The sequence below is a fragment of the Halobacillus litoralis genome, assembly GCF_009856415.1.
GTDB lineage: Bacteria > Bacillota > Bacilli > Bacillales > Halobacillaceae > Halobacillus > Halobacillus litoralis_C.
Window position 1 is genome coordinate 24,418 of sequence record NZ_WMEZ01000008.1, and the last position, 25,506, is coordinate 49,923.

A 25,506-nucleotide genomic window follows, 5' to 3' on the forward strand; every position below is an offset into this window, starting at 1 on the left:
GTGTAAGCGCAAAACAAAAGCGCACACTTAAACTAAACTGCTTTTCATTTTCTTTTCACTAATCGAATCAAAATCTTCAACAAAAGGGAGCGTGTGTGAGATGTTTCAAATAATGTTTGCGCTTCCAACGTGGTTGTGGTATCTTATTTATTCGTTGCTTTGAAAAACTGCATGAAGGGCCAGCGCTCAACGCGTCATTCCATTAGGAAGAAGTTCTGTGAACCTTGCAGAACGAAAAGAAGGAGGAATGGCTCAAATGACGGAACGGCATCCGGAATTTGATAAAGAACTAGACCGGCTATCATTTACGAAAACTTACATGGACAGACTGATCACCTCACAGGAAACAGGTCAGGAATCACTGAAGAAGCGCCAGGAAGACACCCTTGAGAACCTTAGCTTCAAGGACAGCAGTCTGAGATATCAAGAAATGCTTTCTCACGCGAATTTCATGAAAATGTCAAAAGAACAGCTGGAGAACCTCAAACATCTACGAAACAAACCATACTTTGCCCGCATTGATTTTCACCAAAAAGAAAAGCCCGATCGAGAAATTTTTTATATTGGTAAGACGTCTTTATTTGACCGCGAAACTCAGTTTCCTATCATTTTGGATTGGCGCTCCCCACTAGCGAATGTTTATTATGAAGGCCGTCTGGGAGAAGTGAGTTATGAAGCTCTTGGAGAAAGATATGATGGGGATGTTTCTTTAAAAAGACAGTATCAGATCGAAGATGGAGAACTGTTGGATTACCGGGATATCGATCTTACGACCAAGGATGAATTGCTTCAGGATTCATTAGCTCAAAACGCAGAGAAGCGTTTAACTGAAATTGTATCAACGATTCAAGAAGAACAGAACACAATCATCCGTGCAGACTTACGAAAGCCGATTATCGTGCAAGGCGCCGCGGGGAGTGGGAAAACAACGATTGCTCTTCATCGGATTTCCTATTTTCTGTACACGATGAAAGAAATCTTCCATCCGGAAGAAATGCTTATTCTTGCCCCCAACCGCTTGTTTATTCAGTACATATCTGAAGTTTTGCCGGAACTTGGGGTGGATCGAGCGAGACAAACAACGTTTACCGATTTTGTACAACAAGCTACAGGTATTCACTTGCCTGTCATCTCTCAGCATGAGGTGCTCATGAATGTGGTGGAAAAATCTACGGATCACAGTTCCATTCAGAGTGCACGGATAAAAGGATCGAAATCCTTCAAGGCAATTCTGGATCGCTATCTGCAAAAATGGAAAAAGTCTTACGAGGTAGCGGGTGATTTTACGCTCGCAGGATTCAAGATCAAAAGTGCTAAAGCCATCAATCGTCTGTTTTTTGAGGAATACAGCTATTTTCCTTACGAAGTGCGCGTCCAAAAAATAAAAGCCGTATTACAAAGTGAATTAAGAAGAAAAAAGAAGCAAATATTGGACAAAATGGCCGCTAAATATGATGAAGCCCTGGATGATGCGCTTTATGGGATGAAGGATGCGGAAAAACGGAAAATCCGCGTCAGCTTCTTGATCACAAGGAAAGAGGAAAGATTGGACGAAATAAAAAAAGCATCCAGGATAGCGGTGAATCGTTACATGAAGAAGTACCCGAGAGTGGATGTATGGACAATTTATCAGCAGCTCTTTGAGGAGGGAGCCTTTTCACCGGTTCATGCAGAAGATTCATATGATTGGGAACAAATGAGAAAGAATACAAGAGAAGTTCACGCAAGCGGGAAGCTTTGTGCGGAGGATTTGGCTCCTCTTTTGTATTTGAAGACTTTTATCACAGGGTTAGACCCTGAGGACCGTGCAAAGAAAGTGGTCATTGACGAAGCGCAGGATTATAGTTTTATGGAAATTTTCAGTTTGAGGAAGGCTTTTCAAACGGATTTGTTCACCATCGTAGGAGACTTGGCTCAAGGCATCTATCATTACAGAGGGTTGGAGGATTGGGAAACCCTGCAAAACGAAATCTTCCCAACAGCGAACTACCTCACTTTGCAAAAGACATACCGGACGACCATTGAAATCATGAACTTAGCCAATAGCCTTTTAGACGATATGCCAGATGCACTTCCGAAAGCGGAACCTGTTGTCCGCCATGGGGATGTGCCTACTTTTCTTTATAGGGATGACCATGGGAAAAAGAACATCCATCAGTTGATTCAAGATTTAGTTCAAAAAGGGATGAACAATTTCGCTTTCGTTACGAAAACAAAACAAGAGGCGGAGCAGCTGGCTCATGAACTTCCTTCTTTCGAGATTATGGAAGAGAATGCGGATGTGTTAGGGGATCGTGTCATTTTACCGGCATACCTCGCTAAAGGCCTGGAGTTTGATGTCGTTTTTCTCTATTGCAATGAACATTCTTATGAGAAAAATGAACTGGATTTGAAAATGCTTTATGTAGCTATGACAAGACCTCTCCATCGTCTATATATGATCGGCAGGCAGCCTGAGGATTTTCTCTTAACAGCCAAGGATGGACTTTGGACTTATTAAGGGCTTTTGAGAAAGGAGCGGGTAGCGATTCATGCCCACCATGACGGTCTGAAGGACTGTATAATGATGGAAACCCTTGGGAAGAAAAGGAGTACCTTTATTCCCAAGGGTTTTTTGTCTTTATTCTGAAATGCCATAGCGGAGGAGTTTAAACGATACATCAAAATCAACTTGAAGACTTGGAATTTGTTCGCGCCAATTCACTTTGGTCACCCGATTGGTTCTGTTTTGGGTGTTATACTTAGCGCCGAATCCCACCGGGTCAACCTGGTGTTCGATGAGGATTTGCAATGTTTCTTGAAGGTGTTGTTTGACTTCTTTTTCAATTTGCTTTTCCAAAGCTTCGACAGCTTCTTTACTTTTCAAGTCGATGTCCTGCGTGATTTCCAACAAACGACCTTCCATCTTAATTGTGAGTGATTGGTTTGTCGGATCTCCTTTAGATGGATGAATGTCATGCTTTGTTTTGAGTTCATGAATTGATACATGCAGGGCCCCTTCACCTGGTTTGTCGATGCTTTCCTTCTTGTGATACTTCTCTAAAGCATCATCTGCCAGTTGGACTTGAAATTGCCCGTGATCGAACTCTTGTTTCATCAACATAATGTAGAACGTATTTTCATGGGAAGTGGTATGAACGTAACGATCATCCTGAAATAAACTGATCCCATTGATCACTGCTTTATCATCTTCAAGGGTAAGAGATGGAAGAACGGGATCTTTGCCGACATCGTAATAGTCGTGCAGGAAGCTTGTCAGAACAGCATTAGGGAGTGCTTCTTCTTTAATGCTTTTTTCTATCAGCTCCTGAATATAATTCCCTGTATTGGGACGATCTTCGTCATTTCCAGACTTCAGCAGTTCTTCTGATGGGACCTCACTTGTAGCTAAATAACCCATATCTGATATGGCCGCATCCCTTTGAAGTGTGTCCATATACTTCATCATTCCTCGTTTGGCCAACTCTTTTTCGAATATTTCAAGTCTCACTTGACCGGATACAAGCTGATGACTGGTAAGCCGGCTTGTAGCAAACCGGATTCCTTTTGATGTATCTGCTTCTCCTGTAACGACTTGTGAGGTGCTCGCTTCAGCCGTATCGAACTGGTACATGACAAGAGTGCCTCGTATGCGTTGGTCTTCAGTCAAATCATACCCGACCGCTGTAATGATTCCTAATGTTTCGATATAAGACTTCGGGATACAACCGGCGAGTATGAAAACGATAATCAAAATGGAGGACCATTTCATGAAGCATTCCTCTTTTTCAATGATTTTTTTAATAGAACCATCATGTAAATGAACAGTGGATAGACAAAAACAATCCAAAACCCGATTTGCCCCGTCCAATTGGTCAGCTCGTTCAAGGCGACCCTTTTTTCAGCCGTTATTGAAGTGATGAATAAAAGGAACGCCAACCCATATAGCGTGGGTTTCTTAGGAACATTAAACAGTCGCTTCAAGGAATGGACAATCATCCACCCAAATAAGACGATATTCGGGATGATGACCATCATCCATAACGCTACTGCAATAAAATCAAACCGTTCTAAAACGGAAAAACTAATGATTTTAAACAAGGATAAAGTGGCCCATACGGTCGCCTTCAATTGATCAGGGCTGAAATAACCGATAGAAACAACCGTGACTAACAGGATAAGGAAAGTTGTAAAGAATACACCCGCGTGTGCAGGTAACGCCGCTCTTTTTTTGTCCTGGATAAACGGATAAACAAAGAAGAGGATCTCAAGTCCAAGTACGGAAAAGGTGACTTGCTGCACGCCCTTAAGTAAATCAGGAGCCGGTGTTTGAAAGACTGGTAAGAAGTGTTCCCAATCCATATAGGTAATCGGTTTATAGATCGTAAAGACAAGCCAGATGGTAAGGAAGAAAAAAATGACGCTCGTACCTACGACCACCCTGAACCCGCCTAAAATACTATAAACCATGAGTGAGAGTAAAAAGAGAGCCATAAGCCAGATCGGCATCTCTGGAAAGACAAACACTTGAACAACTTCAATGTAATTTTTAATTACCGTCAACAAGAGCATGAAAATATAGAGGACATACACGGTGCCAAGCGCTTTTCCGATCCATATGCCGAACAAATCTTGTTGGATCCCAAGGATGTCCGCATTTTCATAAGACTTCAATATTTGAAGCATGATGAAAATAATAAAATGAAGGTAAAGGCCCGCGACTAAAACGGAAATCCAGGCATCTACCCCTGCTTCAAGGACAAGAATTCTGGGCACACCCATTAACCCAGCACCGATTTGAGAGGTGTGAATGATAAAGAAAAGGTAGAAAGATTGGACAGCACGATCAGGGTGGAAGGGGATATTGGTCTTCATAGTCGATCCACATCATTTCGTTCAGTCGCTTTTGATTCACTATATCTGGATTCGTCTTTGGTCATAAGGGCTTTAGACCGTTTTGCATTTTTTTGAAAAGGTACTCGGAATATGGATTCATTGAAGTCACTCCACTGCAACGGGTAAATGGGGGACAAGTATGGACGTCCCAATGATTTCTGCTTTAATAAGTGGATGACCAGAAAAGATAGAGCGAAAACAATGCCAATGATCCCCCAGGCACCTGCTAGAAGAATCATGGGGAAGCGGATGATCCGGATCGCTGTACCCATTAAATAACTAGGGGCAGTGAAGGAAGCCAGGGCACTAAGAGCAATAATAATGATAAGAATGTTACTTGTGAATCCAGCTTCTACAGCAGCCTGACCGAGGACGATCCCTCCAACGATACCCATGGTCTGCCCGACCTTCGTAGGTAAGCGGGCTCCTGCTTCGCGCAGCAATTCAATCAATATTTCCAATAAAAGGGCTTCTAATACGGGAGGGAAGGGAACCGTCGACCTGGATTGACCTAAGGATACAAGGAGAGTACTTGGAATGATTTCATAGTGAAACGTCAGCGCAGCAACATACATCGGTGTCAAAATGATGGACAAAGCCATAGAAATGAAACGAAGCAACCTTATGAAACTTCCCATATTCCAGCGCATATACAAATCTTCCGTCGACTCGAAAAAACTGAAGAGGTTCATCGGGCCAATCAACATGGTCGGGCTTTTATCTACCATTACCCCTACGCGCCCTTTAGAAATGGCATTGCAAAAGCGATCTGGCAGTTCTGTGAAAATCAGCTGTGGGAAAACGGTACTTGATGAGTCTTCAATTAATTGCCCTAGGACGCTCGTGTCTTCTACTTCAGAGACTTGTAAATCACTAATCCGCTGCCTCATGGTATCTACATTTTCTGTATTGGCAAGGGATTTCAAGTACACGATTCGGATTTCCGACTTAATCCGCTCGCCGACAATCAGTTTTTCCGTAACAAGATCTGGTGTATCTAAACGCCAGCGTATGACATTCAGGTTCGTCATGAGAGATTCAGTGAATGAAACCTGAGGACCGAAGACCAGCGATTCTGTCTCTGCTTGGTTTAAGGAACGATGCTCTTGCTGAGGCAGAGCGAAAAGTGTCGCTTCCTTTTCACCTTCAAGATAAATACAGACACTTCCATGAATCATCTGCTCAATGATTGAATCCATCTTGTTCTCTTGTTTCGTCGAAGCCATAGGGATTTTATTCATAAACTCATCATTTGTCCAAGGACTAGTGGATTTTGTGATGACTTCTAAGATTTCATCTTCTAGTTGGTCTTTGTTTACTTGATAATGAATGAATTGGACAATAATGAGCCGCCCCTCATGGTTAAACACTTTTTGGACGAGGTCCGGGCTTTGATTAAGCAAATCTTTGGATGACGACAGAAATTCTTCCTTCTTCATCGGTAGTAGGAGAGACATACAGAACCCCCTTTCTCTTCTTCTCTAAGTAGAATTAGTATGTGAAAAATAGGAGACATTATGAAGACGGTTCGATAAATCCATGGTTCTTCAGCTTTTGTACAGAATAGTAGAAGAGAGGTGAAACGCATGAACTTACAATTGATTGAAGTGTATATACCTGACCAACACTTCGAATCCATCGATGAAAAGTTAAAAAAATATGATCATCGCTCGTATTGGGTTTCCAGTGAATCTGAAGAACGTATGCTTGTACGGATCCTCGTCCAAAAGAGTGAGGTGGAGGAAATCCTCAACTATTTAGAGGGAGTTTCCAATGTAGTTGAAGGATTTGAGACCTTGTTAATACCGGTGCAAACCTATCTCTCTAAGGAAACTATTCATGAAGAAACCAAAGAAAAAGAGGAGAAGGAAGAGGACGAGGAGGAGAAGTCCCGCCTGCTTCGAGCGAGTCGGCATGAATTGATGAATGCCGCTGAAAAAAGTAGTCATATTACAATGAATTATTCCTTACTTATCTTATTATCAGCCATTGTAGCCACTGTCGGGATTATTAAAGATAGTGAAGCGGTTGTCATCGGGGCTATGGTCATTGCACCGATGATTGGTCCGGTGATCTCCGTTGCTTTTTTTGCTATTCTTGGTGATTATAAAGGGCTTGGACAATCAGCTGTTAGTTCTTTATATGGTGTAGCGATTGTATTGTTTATTTCTATAGCCTTCGGTTATTTCACGGATGTCGGGATGGAAAACGCTCAATACTTGGATAGAACGAAGGTTACTTTGATTGATATTCCGTTGGGGGTTGCTTCTGGAGCAGCTGGAGCACTTGCATTTTTAAACCGTTTATCTGGGAACTTGGTTGGTGTGATGGTAGCTGTAGCATTGCTTCCACCGTCTGTCGCTATGGGGATGTCGATCGGAGATGGATCGATGACTGCAGCGTATGGTGCATTCTTATTAGTGACGGTAAACATCATGTCCATCCTTCTGGCTGCCGTATCGATCTTTTCGCTCAGCGGAATACGTCCCGTTCGCTGGGAGGAGGTCCAAAGAGCGAACGTTTCCCGCCCGCTTTCCATCGTATTCGTTATTATTATCGTCCTCATCCTAGCCCTCGTCATCCTGGAAGGTCAGAACCTTATCTAACGATCGCTCCCTATTCTCTAAGACTCAGTTTCGAGACTTTTGTTGAGTGGATTGGGGCTGCGGGGAATGGCTCGCTTTCCGCGGGAGCGCGGTGAGCCTCCTCGGACTGCGTCCTATGGGGTCTCACCATGCACTATTTTCCCGCAGGAGTCTCGCCATTCTCCTCCGCCCATTTGCCATATCAGTATCTCGAATCCACTTTTACAAATAGCAGAGCTTCCAATATCTGTGGAGATGTTACGAATCTGCGGCCTCCCATTGAAATGCTGTTACAGCGCGCATTATGACTACTGGACAAGGAGGTTGGAAGTCGCTCCTTCTATGTATAGGGGGGTTCGTTTTTTACACTGATCGAATGGAGTGGCTTTCCCATCCCCGACGCCCAACACGGCAACGAACCCCGGAAGCATCTCGAAACTGAGTTTTTAACAATCCTGCCATATTGCTTAATAAACATGATTTGAAAATAATGGTTGATTTAAAATTCAGAAAAATATATAATGTATAATCATTGATACAAAAAGGAGGTCACGATGATGAAAAAGCAACGTCTTCAATATAAAGACAACTTCATATCGATCGTGACTGAAAGCCGCTTGTTTATCTGACTTTATAAAAAACGTATAGAAGGAACAAGGTCACGTAGGTACGTGCCTTTTTTTATGTGTGAAAGCATACGTCAAAGGACGTATGTCTTTTTTTGTTTGGATAGAAATCGGTTACAGGACCGATTTTTATATAAATCAATGAATGTTAGAGGAGGAGTTAAAATGGTTCACTACATGGAAAAGAAAGAATGGAACGAAGATTGGAAAGAAAGCGGTTAGCGACTGTTTGGAAGAGAGGGTGATAAATAATGTTTAGTGTATTGTTTAAGCTGCGTTGGTTTTTTAAAATTTATTGGAAGCGTTACACATTAGCGATTATTGCTTTAATCGTTGTCAGTATGATTGATCTGATCCCTCCGAAACTTGTGGGAATAGCGATTGATGAAATACAGTTCAATTCCTTTACGAGAGAACGCCTAATGGAATTGTTACTCCTTTATGGGGTCATTATCATCGCGAGTTATACCATTTCCTATTTGTGGGATTATACGCTTTTTAGTGGTGCGATGATGATGGAGAAAACGATGAGGTCACGTTTGATGAATCATTTTCTGAGGATGAGTCCGACTTTCTTTGGAAAGAACCGAACAGGGGACCTTATGGCTAGAGCTACGAATGATCTGAAAGCTCTGACGATGACAGCGGGTTTCGGTATCCTTACCCTGGTCGATTCGACCGTGTTCATGATGATGATTATTGCTGTGATGGGTTTTACGATCAGCTGGCCTTTGACCTTTGCGGCATTGATTCCTTTGCCGATTATGGCTCTTGTCATGAACCGTTACGGCAAAGTGATTCATAAGCGTTTTACAGAAGCACAGGAATCTTTCGGAGAAATGAACAATCAAGTCCTTGAGTCCATTCGAGGTGTTCGTGTCATTCGGGCTTTTGTGCAAGAAAAAAATGATGAAAAGTCATTCAACAAGATGACTACGGATGTTTACGATAAGAACATAGAAGTAGCGAAGATTGATGCGTTATTTGAACCAACGATAAAAATACTGGTTGGTCTTTCTTATACCATCGGATTAGGGTATGGAGCGAACCTCGTGTTTCAAAATCAAATCACTTTAGGAGAAATGGTTTCCTTCAATGTGTATTTAGGGATGTTGATTTGGCCGATGTTCGCCGTTGGAGAACTGATTAATGTTTTACAACGTGGGAATGCCTCCTTAGATCGTGTACAGTCTACGCTTGATTATGAACCGGACGTGAAGGACCCTCAGTCACCTGCTTTCATAGAAGAACCGAAGCGGATTGTGTTCAAAGGGCTTTCCTTCATTTATCCAGAGGCAGATAAGAAAAGTCTGGAAGACATTCATTTAACAGTGCAGCAAGGGGAGACCATTGGGGTTGTTGGGAAAACAGGAGCAGGGAAAACTACGTTGTTCCGTCAGCTTCTTCGCGAATATCCAGGGGCTTCGGGACGTCTGGAGATGAATGGTGTTCCTTTAGAGGACCTTAGTCTTGATCAGACAAGAGCCTGGATCGGATATGTGCCACAGGATCAGGTGCTGTTCTCAAAGACCATCAGAGAAAATATTCAATTTGGTAAACCTGGTGCATCCGACCAGGAAATTAACCGCGTGTTGGAACTTGCTCATTTTGCAAATGATATTCAACACCTACCTAAAGGTCTGGACACAAAGGTCGGGGAAAGTGGTGTTACGCTCTCGGGTGGACAAAAACAAAGGGTTTCCATCGCTCGAGCCTTCATCATGGATCCAGAAATTCTATTACTGGATGATGCCATGTCAGCCGTGGATGGGAAAACGGAAGCTGAAATTCTACAACACTTGAGAAGAGAACGGCAAGGAAAGACGACGTTCATTGCCGCTCACCGACTTTCAGCCGTAACCCATGCAGATCAAATCCTAGTCCTCGACGATGGAAGAGTTGTCGAAAAGGGGACGCACGATGAATTGGTTCATAATCACGGGTGGTATCAACAGCAGTATGAGCATCAACAGTTGGAAAACGGGGAGGTGGGACCATGAAAAAATCGACCGAAAGACAACTGTTTCAGTATGCATGGTTGTTTCGTAAACGAATATTCATTGGTTTGGTTTGTTTAATCATCGCCGTCGCTTTAGAACTCACCGGTCCATTCATTGCCAAAAGGCTAATTGATCAGCATATCATTGGAATAGAAAATCAATGGCATCAGGTCGAGACCAAGGATGAACATACGGTTACGTACAGAGGGGATATCTATATACGCTCCGATCGAAAAAAAGAGTCGGATGAAATTCTTCAGACGCGTACGATTTTACAAGTTGGTCGAAACTATTACATCACGGAAGAACAAGTTCCCGTTGCGGGAAGTCGTCAATGGGAGAACGGAGTTTTGACGATTGAAACGTCAGATCAAACGTATGCAGTAGGTGCTGATAAATTGGAGCTTCAGGAATTGTATCGCTTTTTCCTGCCTGAGATGAAGTCCATTTACTGGCTCCTAAGTTTGTACGTAGGGTTATTGCTCATCGCATCAGTGTTTCAATTTTCGCATACTTTCTTGTTGCAAAAGTCTTCAAACAGGATTATAAGAAGGATGAGAGATGACCTCTTCGCACACATACAGACACTGCCGATGCAATTCTTTGTCGATCAGCCGGCAGGGAAGGTGGTCGCTCGCGTGACGAATGATACAGAGTCGATCCGTGAGTTGTATGTAAAAGTGTTAGCGACATTCGTGACGAGTTTCTTTTATATGGGTGGTATTTATATTGCCTTGCTGTTATTGGATTGGAAGCTAGCTTTGTTGAGCTTATTATTAATTCCGATTTTGCTTGTTTGGATGAAGCTGTTCAAAGGGTATGCGGGAAGGTATAACGAAGTTGTGCGTTCCACTGTCAGTGACATGAACGGGAATATTAATGAAGCGATACAAGGAATGTCAATCATCCAATCCTTTCGGCAGGAAAAACAAACGTCAGCAGATTTTGAAAGCCTGAATGCCCGTCACTTCACCTATCAGAGGAAATTGATCAGGTTAAATGCTTTAACATCATTTAATCTAGTGAATGTACTGAGAAATCTGGCTTTCGTAGCATTCATCTGGTACTTCGGAGCAGGTTCCATTGGTCCGGAAGGCATCGTTACGGCCGGCGTTCTTTATGCATTCGTTGATTATTTAAATAGACTCTTCCAGCCGGTAACAGATCTTGTCAACCAATTGCCGCAGCTCGAAGAAGCCCGTGTAGCGGCGGGACGTGTCTTTGAAATCTTAAATGAAGGTGGAGAGCCTGTCGATGATACACCCATTGAACGTTATAAGGGGAATATTCATTTTGACCAAGTGACGTTTGCCTACGAAAAGGGGAATGAGGTGCTCAAGGATCTATCATTCAAGGTGAATTCTGGAGAGACTGCCGCCTTCGTTGGTCATACGGGTTCAGGAAAGAGCTCCATTATGAATCTGTTATTCCGCTTTTATGACCCACAGCAGGGGACAATCCGGATTAATGGAAAGAAAACCAGCGAGTGGTCCAGACAACAAGTTCGCAGCCACATGGGCATTGTCCTTCAAGATCCTTTTATCTTTAGTGGGACGATTTTGTCGAATGTGACCATGAATGATCAGCGTATTTCCCGGGAAATGGCTATACAAGCATTGAAAGCTGTCGGAGCTGATCACTTTGTGGAAAAATTACCCGGAAAATATGATGAACCAGTTCATGAAAAAGGCGATACCTTGTCAATGGGAGAAAGACAGCTGATTTCATTTGCCCGCGCGTTAGCCTTTGATCCTGCTATACTAATTTTGGATGAAGCGACAGCTAACATTGATACAGAAACAGAACAACTGATACAAAAAGCATTGGAAGTACTGAAGGAAGGAAGAACAACTTTAGTAATTGCTCATCGACTGTCAACCATTCAACAAGCGGACCAAATTTTTGTCCTGAATCATGGTACAATAATGGAACAAGGGACCCACCAGCAATTGATTCATAGCAAGGGTGAGTACTATCGTATGTACCAGATGCAGCAGGGCGCTGTAGGTATAGAAGCGGTATAGGTCTCAAAACTGCTGACATGGAGGCAGGTTTCATGCATGAGCAAGAATACGAAAAGAAAGACATCATCGATGATGACCTGTATGAAGAAATAGATGACGAAGAATTGTATGAACTCGTTCAGGAAGAGAAGAGAAAAGCATATGAACGGGAAAGGATGGAGAAAGAACAGCAAAAAGAGAAACGTCCTTTCCCTAAGTGGATATTTTGGTTGATTGCTTTTATGATGGTGTTGAATATCGTCGCCGTCCTTCCAAATACATTTTCTATTCCAGCGATTGATTTCCTTACCACTTCTGCAAAACTTTCAACAAATGAAAAGGTGCAGACTTATAAGGAGTCCGTCGTAGTGGTGGAGGCTGGACAAAGCAAAGGAACCGGATTTGCTTTTACCGAAGATGGTTATATCCTTACGAACCATCATGTCATAGAAGATGAAAAAAGAATTTCTGTTGGGTTTCCGGATGATGGGCTCTTCGGGGCGGAAGTAGTAGCCTCTTATCCTGAAGTCGACCTTGCTGTTCTTGATGTGGAAGGAGAAAACCTCCCTCATTTAGAACTAGCGGATGAAGCGGTTTTTGATGCGCGTGAACATGTGTACTTCATCGGGAATCCGCTCAAGTTTACAGGGATTGCTAATGAGGGAAATGTAATTGGCTATAAACAGTTGTCTGATTGGGACCAACAAGTTCTCATGCTAGATGCCCCGATCTACCGTGGTAACTCAGGAAGCCCGGTCATCAATGATCAAGGAAAAGTGATTGGTGTGGTTTTCGCCACTCTCCATGACGATGAAGAGGGACGGGTCGGCCTCGCGGTACCTATAGATTATTATTATGAACAGACTGAAAAAGGAAACCTCCCTTAGGTTTCCTTTTTGTTTTTCTCTCCCTACTATCAAATGGGGCGCGATGAATCACTCTTGTGAGTAATTTTACCTAAAAAATAACCTTTATCATTAATTATAGCCTCTTGTATACCACGGAAGAGTCTTAGGTCTTATTTTTTGAAATGGTTATTTAATAAAATGTAACCCCAATGAAGTAGACCGACCAGGCGTTGTTCAGTAAAATGGTCATGGTCAAGGACAATACCTTTTTACCTGACCTGTTTATTGCAAACTTCAGAAATATTGGTTGATACGATTTTGTAACATAATTGAAATAATCTTAAAAAAGACACCCAAAAAATAAAAGCCATTATCGAAAACATTAATAGGCTGGAGGTGATAAAGGTTGATCAAACGTCTTTTTCAAAAAGCAGATCCCTCCCTGGATGAACAAGTAGCTTCAGCCAAACAGGGAGATGATGATGCACGTAATGAAATGCTGAAACAGTATCAACCTTTCATCGCCAAAAGTGTTTCTGAAGTTTGTAAAAGATATATAGACCCTAAAAAAGATGATGAGTTCAGTATCGGTTTGCTTGCATTCAATGAGGCCATCCAATCGTATTCTTGTGATAAAGGAAGTTCATTCCTTTCTTTTGCAAGACTTGTAATCAAGCGGAAAGTGATTGATTACATTCGTAATGAGCAGAAACGTGTGCAAGTCACTTCGCTTGATGAGGATTTCCATGATGAAGAACAAATGGAAAATCCTGTAGAAATTTCAGCGGCCAAGGAAAAGTTTCAATTGGAAACAGAAGCTTGGCATCGTAAAGAGGAAATTCTGGAATTTCAGGCCCAGCTGCAAAAGTATAAGCTATCCTTTGATGAGCTGATTGATGCATCTCCTAAACATAGAGATGCTAGAGAATCTGCTGTTCAGGTAGCTAGGCTCGTTTATGAAGATGAATATTTATGTTCGCAAGTCATTGACAAAGGGCGATTACCTATCAAAGACTTGGTCGATCGTGTCGATGTTAGTAAGAAAACGTTAGAACGAAACCGGAAATTCATCATTGCATTAGTTCTCATCCTGAACGGGGATTACGTATATCTAAAGGATTATCTGAAAGGGGTGGGTATGTGAAAAAAGGTATTGTCATGGAACAGCAGAATGAATATATGATTGTCATGACCAGTGATGGCAAATTTCATCGAGCTGAGAAGATAGACCATGCAGATATTGGGATGGAAGTCCAATTTAGGACAGCCGATGAGCGTAAAGTCCTGTATCAATGGACTCAGCTTTTGCGTAATCACCATATGCGTGCAGCGATGGTAGCCATTATTTTTCTACTGATGGTGTTTCCTGTCTTTTCCTGGTATGGAAGCAACCAAGCGTTTGCTTATATGAATATTGATATAAATCCTAGTGTTGAACTTGAATTGAATGATAAGATGCAAGTCATAGATATGATCCCTCAAAATGAGGAAGCTGAAGAAATTGTTTCTTCATTGAAGGATTGGAAAAAGAAAGATGCCTCGGAAATAACCTTTGAGTTAATCGAATTAAGTCAAGAAAATGGGTATGTCAATGATGCGAATCAGGTCCTCATTGGTATCAGTTATTTAAAAGAAGAAGCGGCTCAGAATTACACCGAAGAGATTGAAACGTTTCTCATGGAAAAAGCTGAGAATATAAGCATTGCTACCTTCATGGTTCCGAAGGATCTAAGGAGAGAAGCCATTGATCAAAAGGCGTCGGTCAATGAAATGGTTGCAGACAGAATAAAGAATGAAGAAATGGACCAAACAGGAGAATCAGAACTACCTGTTCATGTTGAAGATGATGACCGAGAAATTATTCAATCCTTTTATAAAGAAGATTCATCTGAAAAAGAACAAGAGGAATGGCTTGATTCTGATGTGAAACCAGTGGTCCCTCCTGCCGTTAATGTAAAGCCTGAAAAGCAGGATTTAAAAAATCGGGAACCCGAAGCAGCACGTTCCAAAGGGAAAGCCCAAGCTCCTGGTCAGCAGAAAAAAAAGGCTGAGCAAGGGGAAAAACACATAGAAAAGAAAAGCAACAAGAAAAAGCACATAGAAAAGAAAGATACTAAGAAAAAACATGAAGTAAATGAACAGGTACGAAAAGAAGATAAGAAAGCGAACGGTAAACAACAGGGGAAATCTGAACCACCTTCTTCTAAATCCAAAGAGAAAGAAAATAAGAAACAGAAGAACAAGCATTCTGGTTCCCAACATAAGAAGGATGACCAAAACAAAGGGAAAGGGTCGAACGGAAAAGAGAAACCTCCTCGCGGTAATGGAAATTCTTCAAATGGAAAGCACTCCTAGACAGTTAGGAGTGCTTTTTTGTTGAAGATTCAGTGAGTATAAGGGTATCGTGTAGAAAAGGAGGAGTAATGATGAGTAAACCTTATATAGGTGTTAAGAATGGGAGACTCTCTGACTGCCCGAAGTCTCCAAACTGTGTCAGTACTCAAACAGATCAAGAAGATAAGAAAATGGAGTCCCTGCTCTTTTCCAAGGATTTGGAGACTACAAAGTCCTTGATTAAAGAGATTTTAAATGAGAGACCGAGGACAACGGTTGAAACAGAAAACGAAAATTATATTCATGCCGTGGTCGAATCGAAGTGGATGAAATTCAAGGACGATGTCGAGTTTTATCTTGACCAGAAGGAAGAGGTTGTGCATTTCAGGTCTGCTTCAAGAATGGGATATTCCGACTTTGGAGTCAATAAAAAACGAATGCAAGCCATTTCCGAACATTATGAGTCGATGAGGAGAGAATCCCATGACGTTTGATTATCAAATTGCTGTCATAGGTGGCGGTTCAGGAGGCTTAACGGTAGCAGCAGGTGCTGCGAGTTTTGGAGCGAAAGTAGCTCTTATTGAACGAAAAACCGAACTTGGTGGGGATTGTCTTCATTATGGATGCATGCCTTCGAAGGCGTTGATTCAAGCGGCTAAAGAGGTGAAAGAGGCCTCCAAATACGCTGAATGGACGGAAGATGATTACAGGAGTTTTTTTGAATCAGCGATGGAACGGGTGGCAGATGCTTTACGAGACGTCCAAGAACATGATTCAAAGGAGCGCTTTATCAATCTTGGTATTGATATTTATGAAGCAGAAGGGACATTTTTAGATGAACATACATTGCAAGTAGGGGAACAGACAATTACAGCCAAACGCTTTGTCATAGCCACTGGATCTTCCCCTGCTATCCCTCCGATCGATGGTTTGGATCAAGTGGATTACTTAACAAATGAAACCATTTTCTCACTGAATAAAAAGCCTTCTTCTATGGTGGTTATTGGTGGAGGGGTTATTGGAGTGGAATTGTCTCAGGCCATGAGTCGTTTAGGTGTGGATGTGACAGTAATGGAGGGCAGTGAACAAATTTTATCCAAAGAGGATAAGGAAATTGCAAATCTGTCCAAACGTTTGTTATCGGAAGAGTTGAATATTTTAACGAATACAAAGGCAGAACGCGTGGAGAAAAACGGGGATCAGATTCATATCCACTATACGAAAGATGGGTCTTCAAATAGCATTACTACGGATACGATCCTTGTGGCGGCTGGAAGGAAAGCGAACATCGGAAAGCTTGGGCTGGACAAGGCAGGTATTAGGAGTGAAAAAGGTTCCATCCAGGTGGATGCGACTTTAAGAACCAATAAGAAACATATTTATGCTGTCGGAGACTGTAATGGCTCGATGCCTTTCACGCATGTCGCAGGAATGGAAGGGAAAATCGCTGTATCTAACGCAGTTCTGGGCCTTTCCAGAAAAGCTTCCTATGAAAAGATTCCATGGGTTCTCTACACAAGCCCTGAGATTTATCACCTTGGTTTGACCGAAGAAGAAGCTCATGAGAAGTATGGGGAGGACTTGTTAACCTTCAAAACAAAATTAGCTGACAACGATCGTTTTATGGCGGAACGGAAAAAAGAGGGGCTTGTAAAAGTTTTGACAACGAACCGAGGGAAAATTGTAGGAGCCCATGCTATTGGAGAAGGGGCTGGAGAATGGATGCAGGAAGTTGGGACCGTGCAGGCACTCAATAAGAAGTTTCAAAGCATCTCGAATGTTGTACACCCTTATCCTGCGAAAAACAATGTCGTCTCTCAAACCGCAGACCAGTATTGGAGAGAGAAACTGTTCGGAAGTAAATGGAACGATCTTATTCGTTGGTATGTGAGAAAATGGAGATAAACAAAGGGTAAAAAAATGCGTAGAGAAATAATCTCTACGCATTTTTCATGGCTATTCTTTGTCTTTGTGTAAATGCTCATCCTGATTACCCATCAGTCCATAGAAAAACATATGGGTAATCTCCTCACTTAATTCCGGCAAAGAATGATCGAAGAAATCCTCCTTCGAACGCATCGCCTGGTAATACATTTCTATATAAAACATGATGGAGCGGAAAGAGATATCTGGGTGAACGTACCCTTGGGCTTTTCCTTGTTCCACGAGTTCCATCAGTAAAGGAACCGCATCTTTTTCTGTGAAGGTCTGAATCAGTTCCTGTAACTCAGGTTGGTCCCTCATCACCGTTTGAAGAAATCCAGGGTCCATATGGAGGATGTTTTCTTTTTTATCTTGAATCACAAAGCGAATCTTATTTTTAAAGTCCATATCGTCATTGTGGACGACGTCACGAAAACGGTCCAATCGTTCGTAAATGAATTTTTTGACCGTCTCGAATAGGAGTTCATCTTTGCCGCCAAAATAATTATAAATGGTGACTTGAGAAACTTGTGCTTTTTTTGCAATTTCCTGGATGCTGACTTTCTGCACCCCATATTCGGAGAATAACTTGAGGGAGGCGTTCAAGATATTTTGCTTTTTCCGTTCTTTCCGTCTTTCAAATCCGTTCATTGTCTACACCTCTTCTTACACCATCATACACGAAGTTATGAACCGATTCAATTCATACATTTCATTTCTGAACACCCCATACTTTATCGCACAAATGTTCCACATAAGCTCCCGATTCTTTAAGACTCTGTTTCAAGATGTTTTCGGGGTTCGTTGCCTGATTGAGCGTCAGGGGTGGTTGGGAAGCTACTCGCTTTCCTGTGGGGATGACGGCAAGCCTCCTCGAGCTTCGCTCTGTGGGGTTTCGCCAGCCAATCCATTCCCACGGGAGTCTCGCAGCTTCCCAACCACCCCATTCGATATCGGAGAGAAACGAACCGCTATACAATGATGGGAGGCCTTCTATTATCCCTTTGCTGTACACAGGAAGATCCATTAAGTTGGCAATGTGTTGTTTCGTGAAGTGATTTCGAGACACTGATATGGCAAAGGGGCGGAGGGGAGTGGCGAGACTCCTGCGGGAAGAGAGTGCTTGGGGAGACCCCGCAAGGCGTCAGCCTGAGGAGGCTCACCGCGCTCCTGCGGAAAGCGAGTCATTCCCCGCAGCCCCACCCACTCAACAAAAGTCTCGAAATCGATTCTTCTACAATGCTGCCATATACTTGAATAACTCTCTATTTAACTAGACAAGAAGGATTGAGGTTGAGTACGATGAAAGTGGTTGAATGATCATGATGAGGAGAGGAAGATAAGATGTCGAAACTTGATCTGACTCAGTATGAAAAGAAAATGATTGTTAGAAACATGCAGGATAAAGATATTGAACAGATTTTTAAATTGCAAAACGTTTGTTTCCCTGATATGGATCCATGGAAGAGGGAACATCTGGAGAGCCACTTGACACACTTTGCAGAAGGTCAGTTTGTTGTTGAGTTTGATGGGGAAATCATAGGAAGCTGTTCCAGTTTGATCGTTAATTTTGATGAATATGATGATAAACATACGTGGGATGACATCACAGATGAAGGGTATATCACAAATCATGATCCAGACGGGTACAACCTGTATGGAATTGAGGTGATGGTCCATCCTGAATACAGAGGCATGAAAATAGGAAGGCGTTTGTATGAAGCAAGGAAAGAATTAGCACGCGCGTTGAACTTGAAGAGTATCATCATCGGAGGGCGTATTCCGAATTACCACAAGTACGAAGATGAAATGACCCCTCGGGAATATGTGGAGGAAGTCCGAAATCAAAACATTTATGATCCTGTTCTCACTTTCCAAATCATGAATGGCTTTACTGTCATGCGGATCAACCCGGATTACCTTCCGGATGACGAGCAGTCTTTGAAGTATGCGACGTTGATGGAATGGAATAATATTGATTATCGTGCCCGTACAAAGCGTTATTTTAAGACAAGTCATCCAGTGAGAATCATGGTTATTCAATATATGATGAAAAATATCGATTCCTTTGAAGAGTTTGCGAAGCAATGTGAGTATTACGTAGATGTTGCTGCTGATTACGGATCTGATTTTGCCGTATTTCCCGAAATTTTCACTACCCAGCTCATGTCCTTCTTAGAAGAAAAAGTGCCGTCCCAAGCCGTTCGTAAATTGAGTGCATACACCGAAGAATATATTGAAATGTTCACGCACCTTGCTGTGAAATACAATGTGAACATTATCGGCGGGTCCCACTTCGTGGAGGAAGAAGAGCAAATTTATAACATATCTTATCTATTCAGACGCGATGGTACGATTGAAAAGCAATACAAAATTCACGTAACACCGAACGAACGAACATGGTGGGGCATTCAGCCTGGAGATGCGGTCAAGGTCTTTGATACGGATTGTGGTAAAATCGCGATTCAGATTTGTTATGATATCCAGTTTCCTGAGCTCGCTCGCTATGCGGTCGATCAAGGAGCGAACATCATATTCGTCCCATTTTGTACAGATGACAGACAAGGATACTTACGCGTACGTTATTGTGCTCAGGCTCGTGCAGTGGAAAATCAGGTCTACACCGTTATTGCAGGTACGGTAGGAAATTTAACGCAAGTGGAGAATATGGATATTCAGTATGCACAATCGGGCATCTTTACTCCATCTGATTTTGAGTTCGCCCGCGATGGAATTATTGGTGAATGTAATCCCAATGTGGAAACGGTCGTTGTTGGAGATGTTGATCTGGAAATACTGAGAAGACAACGGAAGTCAGGAACAGTCCGGCAGCTAAGAGACAGACGTCGGGATTTATTTGATTTACGATTTAAATTAGACACAGTAGAAAAACCAGAACGAACGTAAGGGAGGAATTTTTTGTGTTGGACAAACAAGTAGCTATTGTGACAGGAGCTTCAAGAGGGATTGGAAAAGAAATTGCTCTTCAACTTGCTGAAAAAGGGGCCTATTTATCCATCATAGGCAGCTCTGAAGAAATTCATCATACGAAGGAAGAGTTAGAAAAGCAAGGGTACACAAACGTTTTGGCTTACACGGCCGATGTCAGTGATGAAAACGAAGTGGATCAGGTCGTGGAAGGAACAAAAAAGGCGTACGGCAAAGTAGACATTCTTGTTAACAATGCGGGTATTGGAGACTTCAAACCAATCGAAGAAGTGACTGTTGAAGAATGGCGCAGGACATACGATATCAACGTACAGGGCGTATTTCTCGCGACTAAAGCTGTTCTGCCTATCATGAAGTCACAAAAGTTCGGCACCATCATTACGGTTGCATCCGATGTATCCCGTTATACGATTCCAGAAGGTGGAGCTCTCTACACATCCACAAAATATGCGGTTCAAGGATTTATGGGTTCCCTCGCTCAGGAAGTGAGAAAAGATGGCATCCGGGCAGGTACGATTAATCCGGGAATGGTGGATACTTATTTTGCGAATGGGACTCAGGGAGACCCTGAAAAGTCGGAGTGGCTCAAGGTTCATGATATTGCGGAAGCTGTCGTTTATATGGCGCTCGCGCCTAAACATATGGTTATTGATGAAATGCACCTGCACCCACTCATCCAAGATTACCCGCGGGTATAAATAGAAAATAAATGCAGACCAGGTCATCCAGAAATTGGATGACCTGGTCTGTCTATTTATGTGAAAAAGTTGGGTTGTAGTGTAGTTGCTTGGGCATGATCGATATAACTTAACAAGGCTTCATGAGATTCCAGCATTTCACTTTGTTTGCTCGGATAGTAAGCCGAGTGAAGGAATGTTTCGATCTTTTTAGAAAGAAATTCATCCCTTGTGCGTACCATGAGGACGAGTAGGTCGTCCCATTGCCCCCATATCATAAAGTGCAGGGCTTTGTCGTAATCATAGTGACTCATTGTATGACACTTCCTTTATGAAAGGAGTGGTCTTATTATCCCCGTGAGTGTTCATGCTCAATCAGAGAGTTCGTCACAGTTCTGGGAATGCCGACACATTTTTGCTTTTTTCTTCCGCAAAGTATTGGAAATTTTGTTATGATAGTATGGAAAAGTTTTGCTTTTGACGGAAGGAGTCTTCGTGATGTCTGAAAAAAATCTTCTTTATGCAAACGTGGGGTGTGTCATCTCATTTGGGCTGTTACTATTCCTCAGCTTTGTAACAGCCGAAGCTGATGGCGCCCAACAGGTGATGATTCTTATTTCGGAAATCATCGGAGGAATAACCCTGGTTGCTGCCATTCTTTCTCTTTTTTACATAAAAAGTGATCAACGGTATCTCCCCTTATCCATCGTATGTTTTTTAGCTCCCTGGTTGTTGTATGGGATCGGGTACGAAGTAGGGTTTGATGCTGCAACACCTTATACTTGGATATGGTTTATTTGCTTGTATATTCTTCTTATCGCTGGCTTTATCTTTATTCGGATCGGTTATAAAAAAGTGGAAGGTCATTATAAACTTGTTTCTGCTTTCCTTTTATTTATTAACGCTATTTTTTTCGTTTATTTAATTTTCATTCAAATATGGTGGAGCATCCCGTTTCTGAATCGTTAATCCTCAGTTCTTTTCGACTGAGGATTTTCTTTATGTCCGAGACTTTTCCTGTTTTTAGCAATCGCATATTTGCCTTCCAACCACACATACTAACCGTAAACATGGATGGAAGGAGGTAGAACATCATGAAAATCAAAGTATTAGCCATCGGTCTTTTAGCAGCTGGATCTCTTGTTGCCTGCCAGGCAGAACAAGAAGCTGGGGACAATGGCAATTACAATGGAGTAGAAAATACAAGCTTCGAACGTACAGCTGATGACATGTCCGAAAATGGTCAAAATGCGAACCAGTATGACAATGATCGCGGAATGGTTCATAACACGAATTATAAAGTGGCCAAAGATGCAGCTAACCGTATCGAAAAGAATGTCGATGGCGTGGATAATGTATACGTGTTGAAAACACGTGATAATGCCTATGTAGCGGCAGAGCTAGATAATCCAAAAGGAGACAAGAACGAAGTCTCTGATGAAATGGAAAAGCAAATCAAAAAAGCGGTCAAAGCATCGGATCAAGATATAAATAATGTTTACATTTCAACAAATCCAGATTTTGTTGATTTGACGAACAATTATGTGGAAGATGCTCAAAATGGCGAACCTGTCGAAGGATTTTTCCGTGAATTCGGAGAAATGGTTGACCGGATTTTCCCTGACCAACGTTCATAATAAAAAAAGTCAGGACCTTTTATTTAGGTCCTGGCTTTTCAGCTTTTAGAATCATGAAATTCGGCTTTGTTGAAACTTTATGAAATCCTACTGGATGTACTTCTTCAAATTCCGGGGTTGGTTTTGGTTCAGTAAGTTGAATGAAACGAAAACGATCCGTCACAGCAGAAATAATCTCCTCAAGCGGACGCCTATAAAAAGTCATTGGAACTTTTTCTCCGTCCACCGTCCATTCCTCCTGAATTTGCTGACAGCCATAATAAGTATCCACATCATGGTTCATATAATCCATGAACGGATGATGGGTAGAGAAGAGAAGGGTGCCTCCTGGTTTTAATGTGCGATGGAACTCCTCAAAAATAGGAGTCCAATCTTTTATGTAATGCAGAGTGAGTGAACTGATAATGATATCAAAAGATTCATCATTCATTGGCAAAGGGTCCATCAAGTCGTGAACGAAAGCATGAACCTTGGCATTTCCTGCTCTCCGCTTGGTTGCGGCAATCATCGAAGGGCTGAGGTCGATCGCTGTGACATCTGATCCTTGATCAGCCATGTAGCGTGCATACCATCCTGCTGCACAGCCAGCATCCAACACCTTTTTTCCTTGAAGATCAGGTAGGAGATCGACCATAGCGGGACGTTCAAGGTAAGCATTGTACGGCTTTCGGTCGACATCGAACTCATAGTGCGAAGATAAATGCTCATAGGAGTGAAGTACATTCTTTTTCATTTAAAAACTCCTTTTTTTCTTATGTATTTCAGTGTACCCCAGAAAATGGTTCAACTCTAACAAAAATCCATTTTCATTCATTTGAAGTAGACCCATACTTATTTTTGGTTGGTTAAAAAGAGTATAAATATGGGATAACTTTCACTTCATACATAGGCACTTAGTATTTTGATAAAATGTGGGAAAAGGGGAGGGGAGCCACGATGATTAGAACAGCGGAGGTCTTTGATGCAGCAGACTATCAAAATCTCATTGAGAGACTGGAGGCAGAATCCGATTATTTATTGTTTGGTAAAGGGGAAAGGAAATCCACTGTAGAACAAGTGGAAGGATTGATTCAAAAGGTGAAAAAGGAGGAAAACTCCTCGATCTTCCTTTCCGAATTAAACGGAAAAGTTAATGGACATGTGACCGTCTTTGGCGGCGGTGCACCAAGAGTTTTACATACAGCTAGCGTTATTACGGGAGTATTGAAGGATTTCCACGGCCAAGGAGTCGCTAGAGAGCTTTTCTTTCATCTATTCGAATGGGCGGAAGAAAAAGGAGTGACGAGGCTTGAACTTACGGTTATGGTCCATAATGAAAGGGCCGTCCACTTTTATGAACGCATGGGTTTTGAAAAAGAAGGAGTAAAGAGACAGTCCCTCATCATCAATAGAAGGCCCGTCGATGAGTACCTCATGGCTAAAATTCTAGTATAGAGGACAAGAAGATGGTCTGAACCTTCATGTTCGCTGCTTTACCCTCATATAGTAAAATAAGCGAAATCGAAGGAGGGGGCATCTTTGAGACCAGATGACCAAAAGAAGCTCGAATATGCGATCAGAGAAATAACTGAAATCGCTAAAGGTTTCGGGCTTGATTTCTACCCAATGCGTTACGAAGTCTGTCCTGATGATATTATTTATACATTCGGAGCGTACGGGATGCCGACACGCTTTTCCCACTGGAGCTTTGGAAAGCAATACTACAAGATGAAGCTGCAATATGACTTAGGATTAAGCAAGATTTATGAACTCGTCATCAACTCGAATCCTTGTTATGCCTTTTTGCTGAACTCAAACAGCTTGATTCAAAATAAGCTGATTGTTGCTCACGTCCTGGCTCACTGTGATTTCTTTAAGAATAATGCCCGTTTCCAAAATACGAAAAGGGACATGGTTGAAAGTATGGCGGCGACGGCAGAACGAATCGCTACTTACGATAAAATATATGGCAAACATGAGGTCGAATCATTCCTTGATGCTGTCCTTGCTATTCAGGAACATATTGATCCATCTTTGGTCCGCCCTAAGCTTGCCTGGTCCATGGACGAAGAAGAAAGTGAAGAAAAGCCGCTTCAAACAGAATATGATGATATCTGGAAGATCGATGAATCATCTTCCGAAGAACAACCAAGGTTTAGAAAGAAAAAGAAATTCCCACCAAGGCCTGAGAAGGATTTATTGCTTTTTATTGAACAGTACAGCCGTGAACTTGAGGACTGGCAGCGGGATATCTTGACGATGATGCGGGAGGAAATGTTGTATTTCTGGCCACAGTTGGAAACGAAGATCATGAACGAAGGATGGGCTTCTTACTGGCACGCGCGAATTTTAAGGGAAATGGATTTGACGAGCGATGAGTCCATTGAATTCGCCAAACTGAATGCAAGCGTTGTGCAGCCAAGTAAGACCCAGCTTAACCCGTATTATCTAGGGTTGAAGATTTTTGAGGATATTGAAGATCGGTATGACAACCCGACGGAAGAAATGATCAAACATGGGGTCGAACCAGGTTCGGGAAGAGAGAAAATGTTCGAAGTCCGGGAAATCGAATCCGATCAAAGCTTCATCCGCAATTATTTAACGAAAGAACTAGCTCGGAGAGAGGATTTATACCTTTTCCAAAAACAAGGGCAAAAATATAAAATTACCGATAAAGATCATGAAGCGGTCCGCGATCAGCTTGTCACCATGAGGGTGAATGGGGGCTTCCCGTATATCACTGTCCAAGATGGTGATTATGTGAAGGGCGGAGAACTTTATTTGAAACACCACTACGAAGACGTTGAACTCGATGTCGGGTATTTGGAGAAAACATTGCCATATGTCTATCAGTTGTGGGGACGGAATGTTCACATAGAAACGAAAGTCGAGGGACGGGATGTAGTTTTCAGCTATGGCGGTAAAAAAGTACAGAAGAAGTATTTATAGGATGGAAACTGCTCTTTTAAAAGAAAGAGCAGTTTTTTTGTGCATTTAAGAATGTCAGAGACGTAATCGGTAAGAAATCGACAAAAACTCTCCCCTCATTTGACAATGTTGGGAAAAGGAA

General features: G+C 42.2%; 21 protein-coding genes. 15 read left to right on the forward strand and 6 right to left on the reverse strand.

Annotation, left to right across the window (positions count from 1 at the left end; translation table 11 throughout):
• Positions 1–217 precede the first annotated feature (217 nt).
• Entirely contained in the window at positions 218–2,500 is a 2,283-nt protein-coding gene (gene helD, locus GLV98_RS16365; protein ID WP_337193767.1) for an RNA polymerase recycling motor HelD, read from the forward strand.
• Between the two features lie 120 nt (positions 2,501–2,620).
• Here helD and GLV98_RS16370 read toward each other — a convergent pair whose 3' ends face one another.
• From GLV98_RS16370 to GLV98_RS16380, 3 genes are read right to left on the reverse strand one after another with little or no spacing between them, the layout of a single operon-like run.
• A complete protein-coding gene (locus tag GLV98_RS16370) occupies positions 2,621–3,751 on the reverse strand; it encodes a Ger(x)C family spore germination protein (RefSeq protein WP_160917148.1) in 1,131 nt (376 codons plus the stop codon).
• Positions 3,748–4,854, reverse strand: coding sequence for a GerAB/ArcD/ProY family transporter (locus GLV98_RS16375; RefSeq protein ID WP_160917149.1), 1,107 nt, complete (start codon positions 4,852–4,854; stop codon positions 3,748–3,750). Before GLV98_RS16375 ends, GLV98_RS16370 begins: the two co-directional genes overlap by 4 nt.
• Positions 4,851–6,332, reverse strand: a complete 1,482-nt coding sequence (locus GLV98_RS16380) for a spore germination protein (protein WP_160917150.1) — start codon at positions 6,330–6,332, stop codon at positions 4,851–4,853. Before GLV98_RS16380 ends, GLV98_RS16375 begins: the two co-directional genes overlap by 4 nt.
• 129 nt (positions 6,333–6,461) lie before the next feature.
• Between GLV98_RS16380 and GLV98_RS16385 the strand changes: the two genes are divergently transcribed.
• The 8 genes from GLV98_RS16385 to GLV98_RS16420 all read left to right on the forward strand — a co-directional run bounded on the left by GLV98_RS16385 (position 6,462) and on the right by GLV98_RS16420 (position 17,176).
• Complete coding sequence (locus GLV98_RS16385; RefSeq protein WP_160917151.1) at positions 6,462–7,481, forward strand: TIGR00341 family protein; 1,020 nt, start codon at positions 6,462–6,464, stop codon at positions 7,479–7,481.
• An 856-nt stretch (positions 7,482–8,337) separates the two neighbouring features.
• Positions 8,338–10,086 (forward strand): ABC transporter ATP-binding protein, encoded by a 1,749-nt coding sequence (locus tag GLV98_RS16390; protein ID WP_160917152.1) that lies wholly within the window; start codon positions 8,338–8,340, stop codon positions 10,084–10,086.
• Positions 10,083–12,110 (forward strand): ABC transporter ATP-binding protein, encoded by a 2,028-nt coding sequence (locus tag GLV98_RS16395; RefSeq protein WP_160917153.1) that lies wholly within the window; start codon positions 10,083–10,085, stop codon positions 12,108–12,110. Before GLV98_RS16390 ends, GLV98_RS16395 begins: the two co-directional genes overlap by 4 nt.
• Positions 12,111–12,142: 32 nt before the next feature.
• Positions 12,143–12,976 carry a S1C family serine protease gene (locus GLV98_RS16400; RefSeq protein WP_160917154.1) on the forward strand — a complete coding sequence of 278 codons (834 nt, stop codon included), beginning with the start codon at positions 12,143–12,145 and terminating at the stop codon, positions 12,974–12,976.
• A gap of 367 nt (positions 12,977–13,343) precedes the next feature.
• Positions 13,344–14,081 carry an RNA polymerase sigma factor SigI gene (gene sigI, locus GLV98_RS16405; RefSeq protein ID WP_160917155.1) on the forward strand — a complete coding sequence of 246 codons (738 nt, stop codon included), beginning with the start codon at positions 13,344–13,346 and terminating at the stop codon, positions 14,079–14,081.
• Positions 14,078–15,292, forward strand: coding sequence for an anti-sigma-I factor RsgI family protein (locus GLV98_RS16410; protein WP_160917156.1), 1,215 nt, complete (start codon positions 14,078–14,080; stop codon positions 15,290–15,292). Before sigI ends, GLV98_RS16410 begins: the two co-directional genes overlap by 4 nt.
• 71 nt (positions 15,293–15,363) lie before the next feature.
• Complete coding sequence (locus GLV98_RS16415; protein WP_160917157.1) at positions 15,364–15,765, forward strand: DUF1499 domain-containing protein; 402 nt, start codon at positions 15,364–15,366, stop codon at positions 15,763–15,765.
• Positions 15,755–17,176: a dihydrolipoyl dehydrogenase family protein gene (locus tag GLV98_RS16420; protein ID WP_160917158.1), complete on the forward strand. Its 1,422-nt coding sequence runs from the start codon at positions 15,755–15,757 to the stop codon at positions 17,174–17,176. The genes GLV98_RS16415 and GLV98_RS16420 overlap by 11 nt, the downstream gene beginning before the upstream one ends.
• Positions 17,177–17,227: 51 nt before the next feature.
• On the opposite strand, the gene GLV98_RS16425 is transcribed toward GLV98_RS16420, so the two are convergent.
• Positions 17,228–17,845 (reverse strand): TetR/AcrR family transcriptional regulator, encoded by a 618-nt coding sequence (locus GLV98_RS16425; RefSeq protein ID WP_160917159.1) that lies wholly within the window; start codon positions 17,843–17,845, stop codon positions 17,228–17,230.
• A gap of 693 nt (positions 17,846–18,538) precedes the next feature.
• On the opposite strand from GLV98_RS16425, the gene GLV98_RS16430 reads away from it, so the two are divergent.
• Together GLV98_RS16430 and GLV98_RS16435 are read left to right on the forward strand one after the other, a co-directional pair.
• On the forward strand, positions 18,539–20,101 hold the full coding sequence (locus GLV98_RS16430; protein ID WP_160917160.1) for a GNAT family N-acetyltransferase: 1,563 nt from the start codon (positions 18,539–18,541) through the stop codon (positions 20,099–20,101).
• Positions 20,102–20,115: 14 nt separating this feature from the next.
• Positions 20,116–20,841 carry an SDR family NAD(P)-dependent oxidoreductase gene (locus tag GLV98_RS16435; RefSeq protein ID WP_160917161.1) on the forward strand — a complete coding sequence of 242 codons (726 nt, stop codon included), beginning with the start codon at positions 20,116–20,118 and terminating at the stop codon, positions 20,839–20,841.
• 56 nt (positions 20,842–20,897) lie between these two features.
• On the opposite strand, the gene GLV98_RS16440 is transcribed toward GLV98_RS16435, so the two are convergent.
• Positions 20,898–21,134, reverse strand: coding sequence for a YhdB family protein (locus GLV98_RS16440; protein ID WP_160915315.1), 237 nt, complete (start codon positions 21,132–21,134; stop codon positions 20,898–20,900).
• Positions 21,135–21,318: 184 nt separating this feature from the next.
• Between GLV98_RS16440 and GLV98_RS16445 the strand changes: the two genes are divergently transcribed.
• Both GLV98_RS16445 and GLV98_RS16450 read left to right on the forward strand, forming a co-directional pair.
• The gene (locus GLV98_RS16445) at positions 21,319–21,789 is read left to right on the forward strand and encodes a hypothetical protein (RefSeq protein WP_160917162.1); all 471 of its coding nucleotides are present in this window, start codon (positions 21,319–21,321) and stop codon (positions 21,787–21,789) included.
• Positions 21,790–21,914: 125 nt separating this feature from the next.
• A complete protein-coding gene (locus GLV98_RS16450) occupies positions 21,915–22,457 on the forward strand; it encodes a YhcN/YlaJ family sporulation lipoprotein (RefSeq protein ID WP_160917163.1) in 543 nt (180 codons plus the stop codon).
• Between the two features lie 19 nt (positions 22,458–22,476).
• Here GLV98_RS16450 and GLV98_RS16455 read toward each other — a convergent pair whose 3' ends face one another.
• Positions 22,477–23,190, reverse strand: coding sequence for a class I SAM-dependent methyltransferase (locus GLV98_RS16455; protein WP_160917164.1), 714 nt, complete (start codon positions 23,188–23,190; stop codon positions 22,477–22,479).
• Between the two features lie 203 nt (positions 23,191–23,393).
• Here GLV98_RS16455 and GLV98_RS16460 point away from each other — a divergent pair, with 203 nt between their 5' ends.
• The gene (locus GLV98_RS16460; protein WP_160917165.1) at positions 23,394–23,891 is read left to right on the forward strand and encodes a GNAT family N-acetyltransferase; all 498 of its coding nucleotides are present in this window, start codon (positions 23,394–23,396) and stop codon (positions 23,889–23,891) included.
• Positions 23,892–23,975: 84 nt separating this feature from the next.
• Positions 23,976–25,385: a SpoVR family protein gene (locus tag GLV98_RS16465; protein WP_160917166.1), complete on the forward strand. Its 1,410-nt coding sequence runs from the start codon at positions 23,976–23,978 to the stop codon at positions 25,383–25,385.
• Positions 25,386–25,506 lie beyond the last annotated feature (121 nt).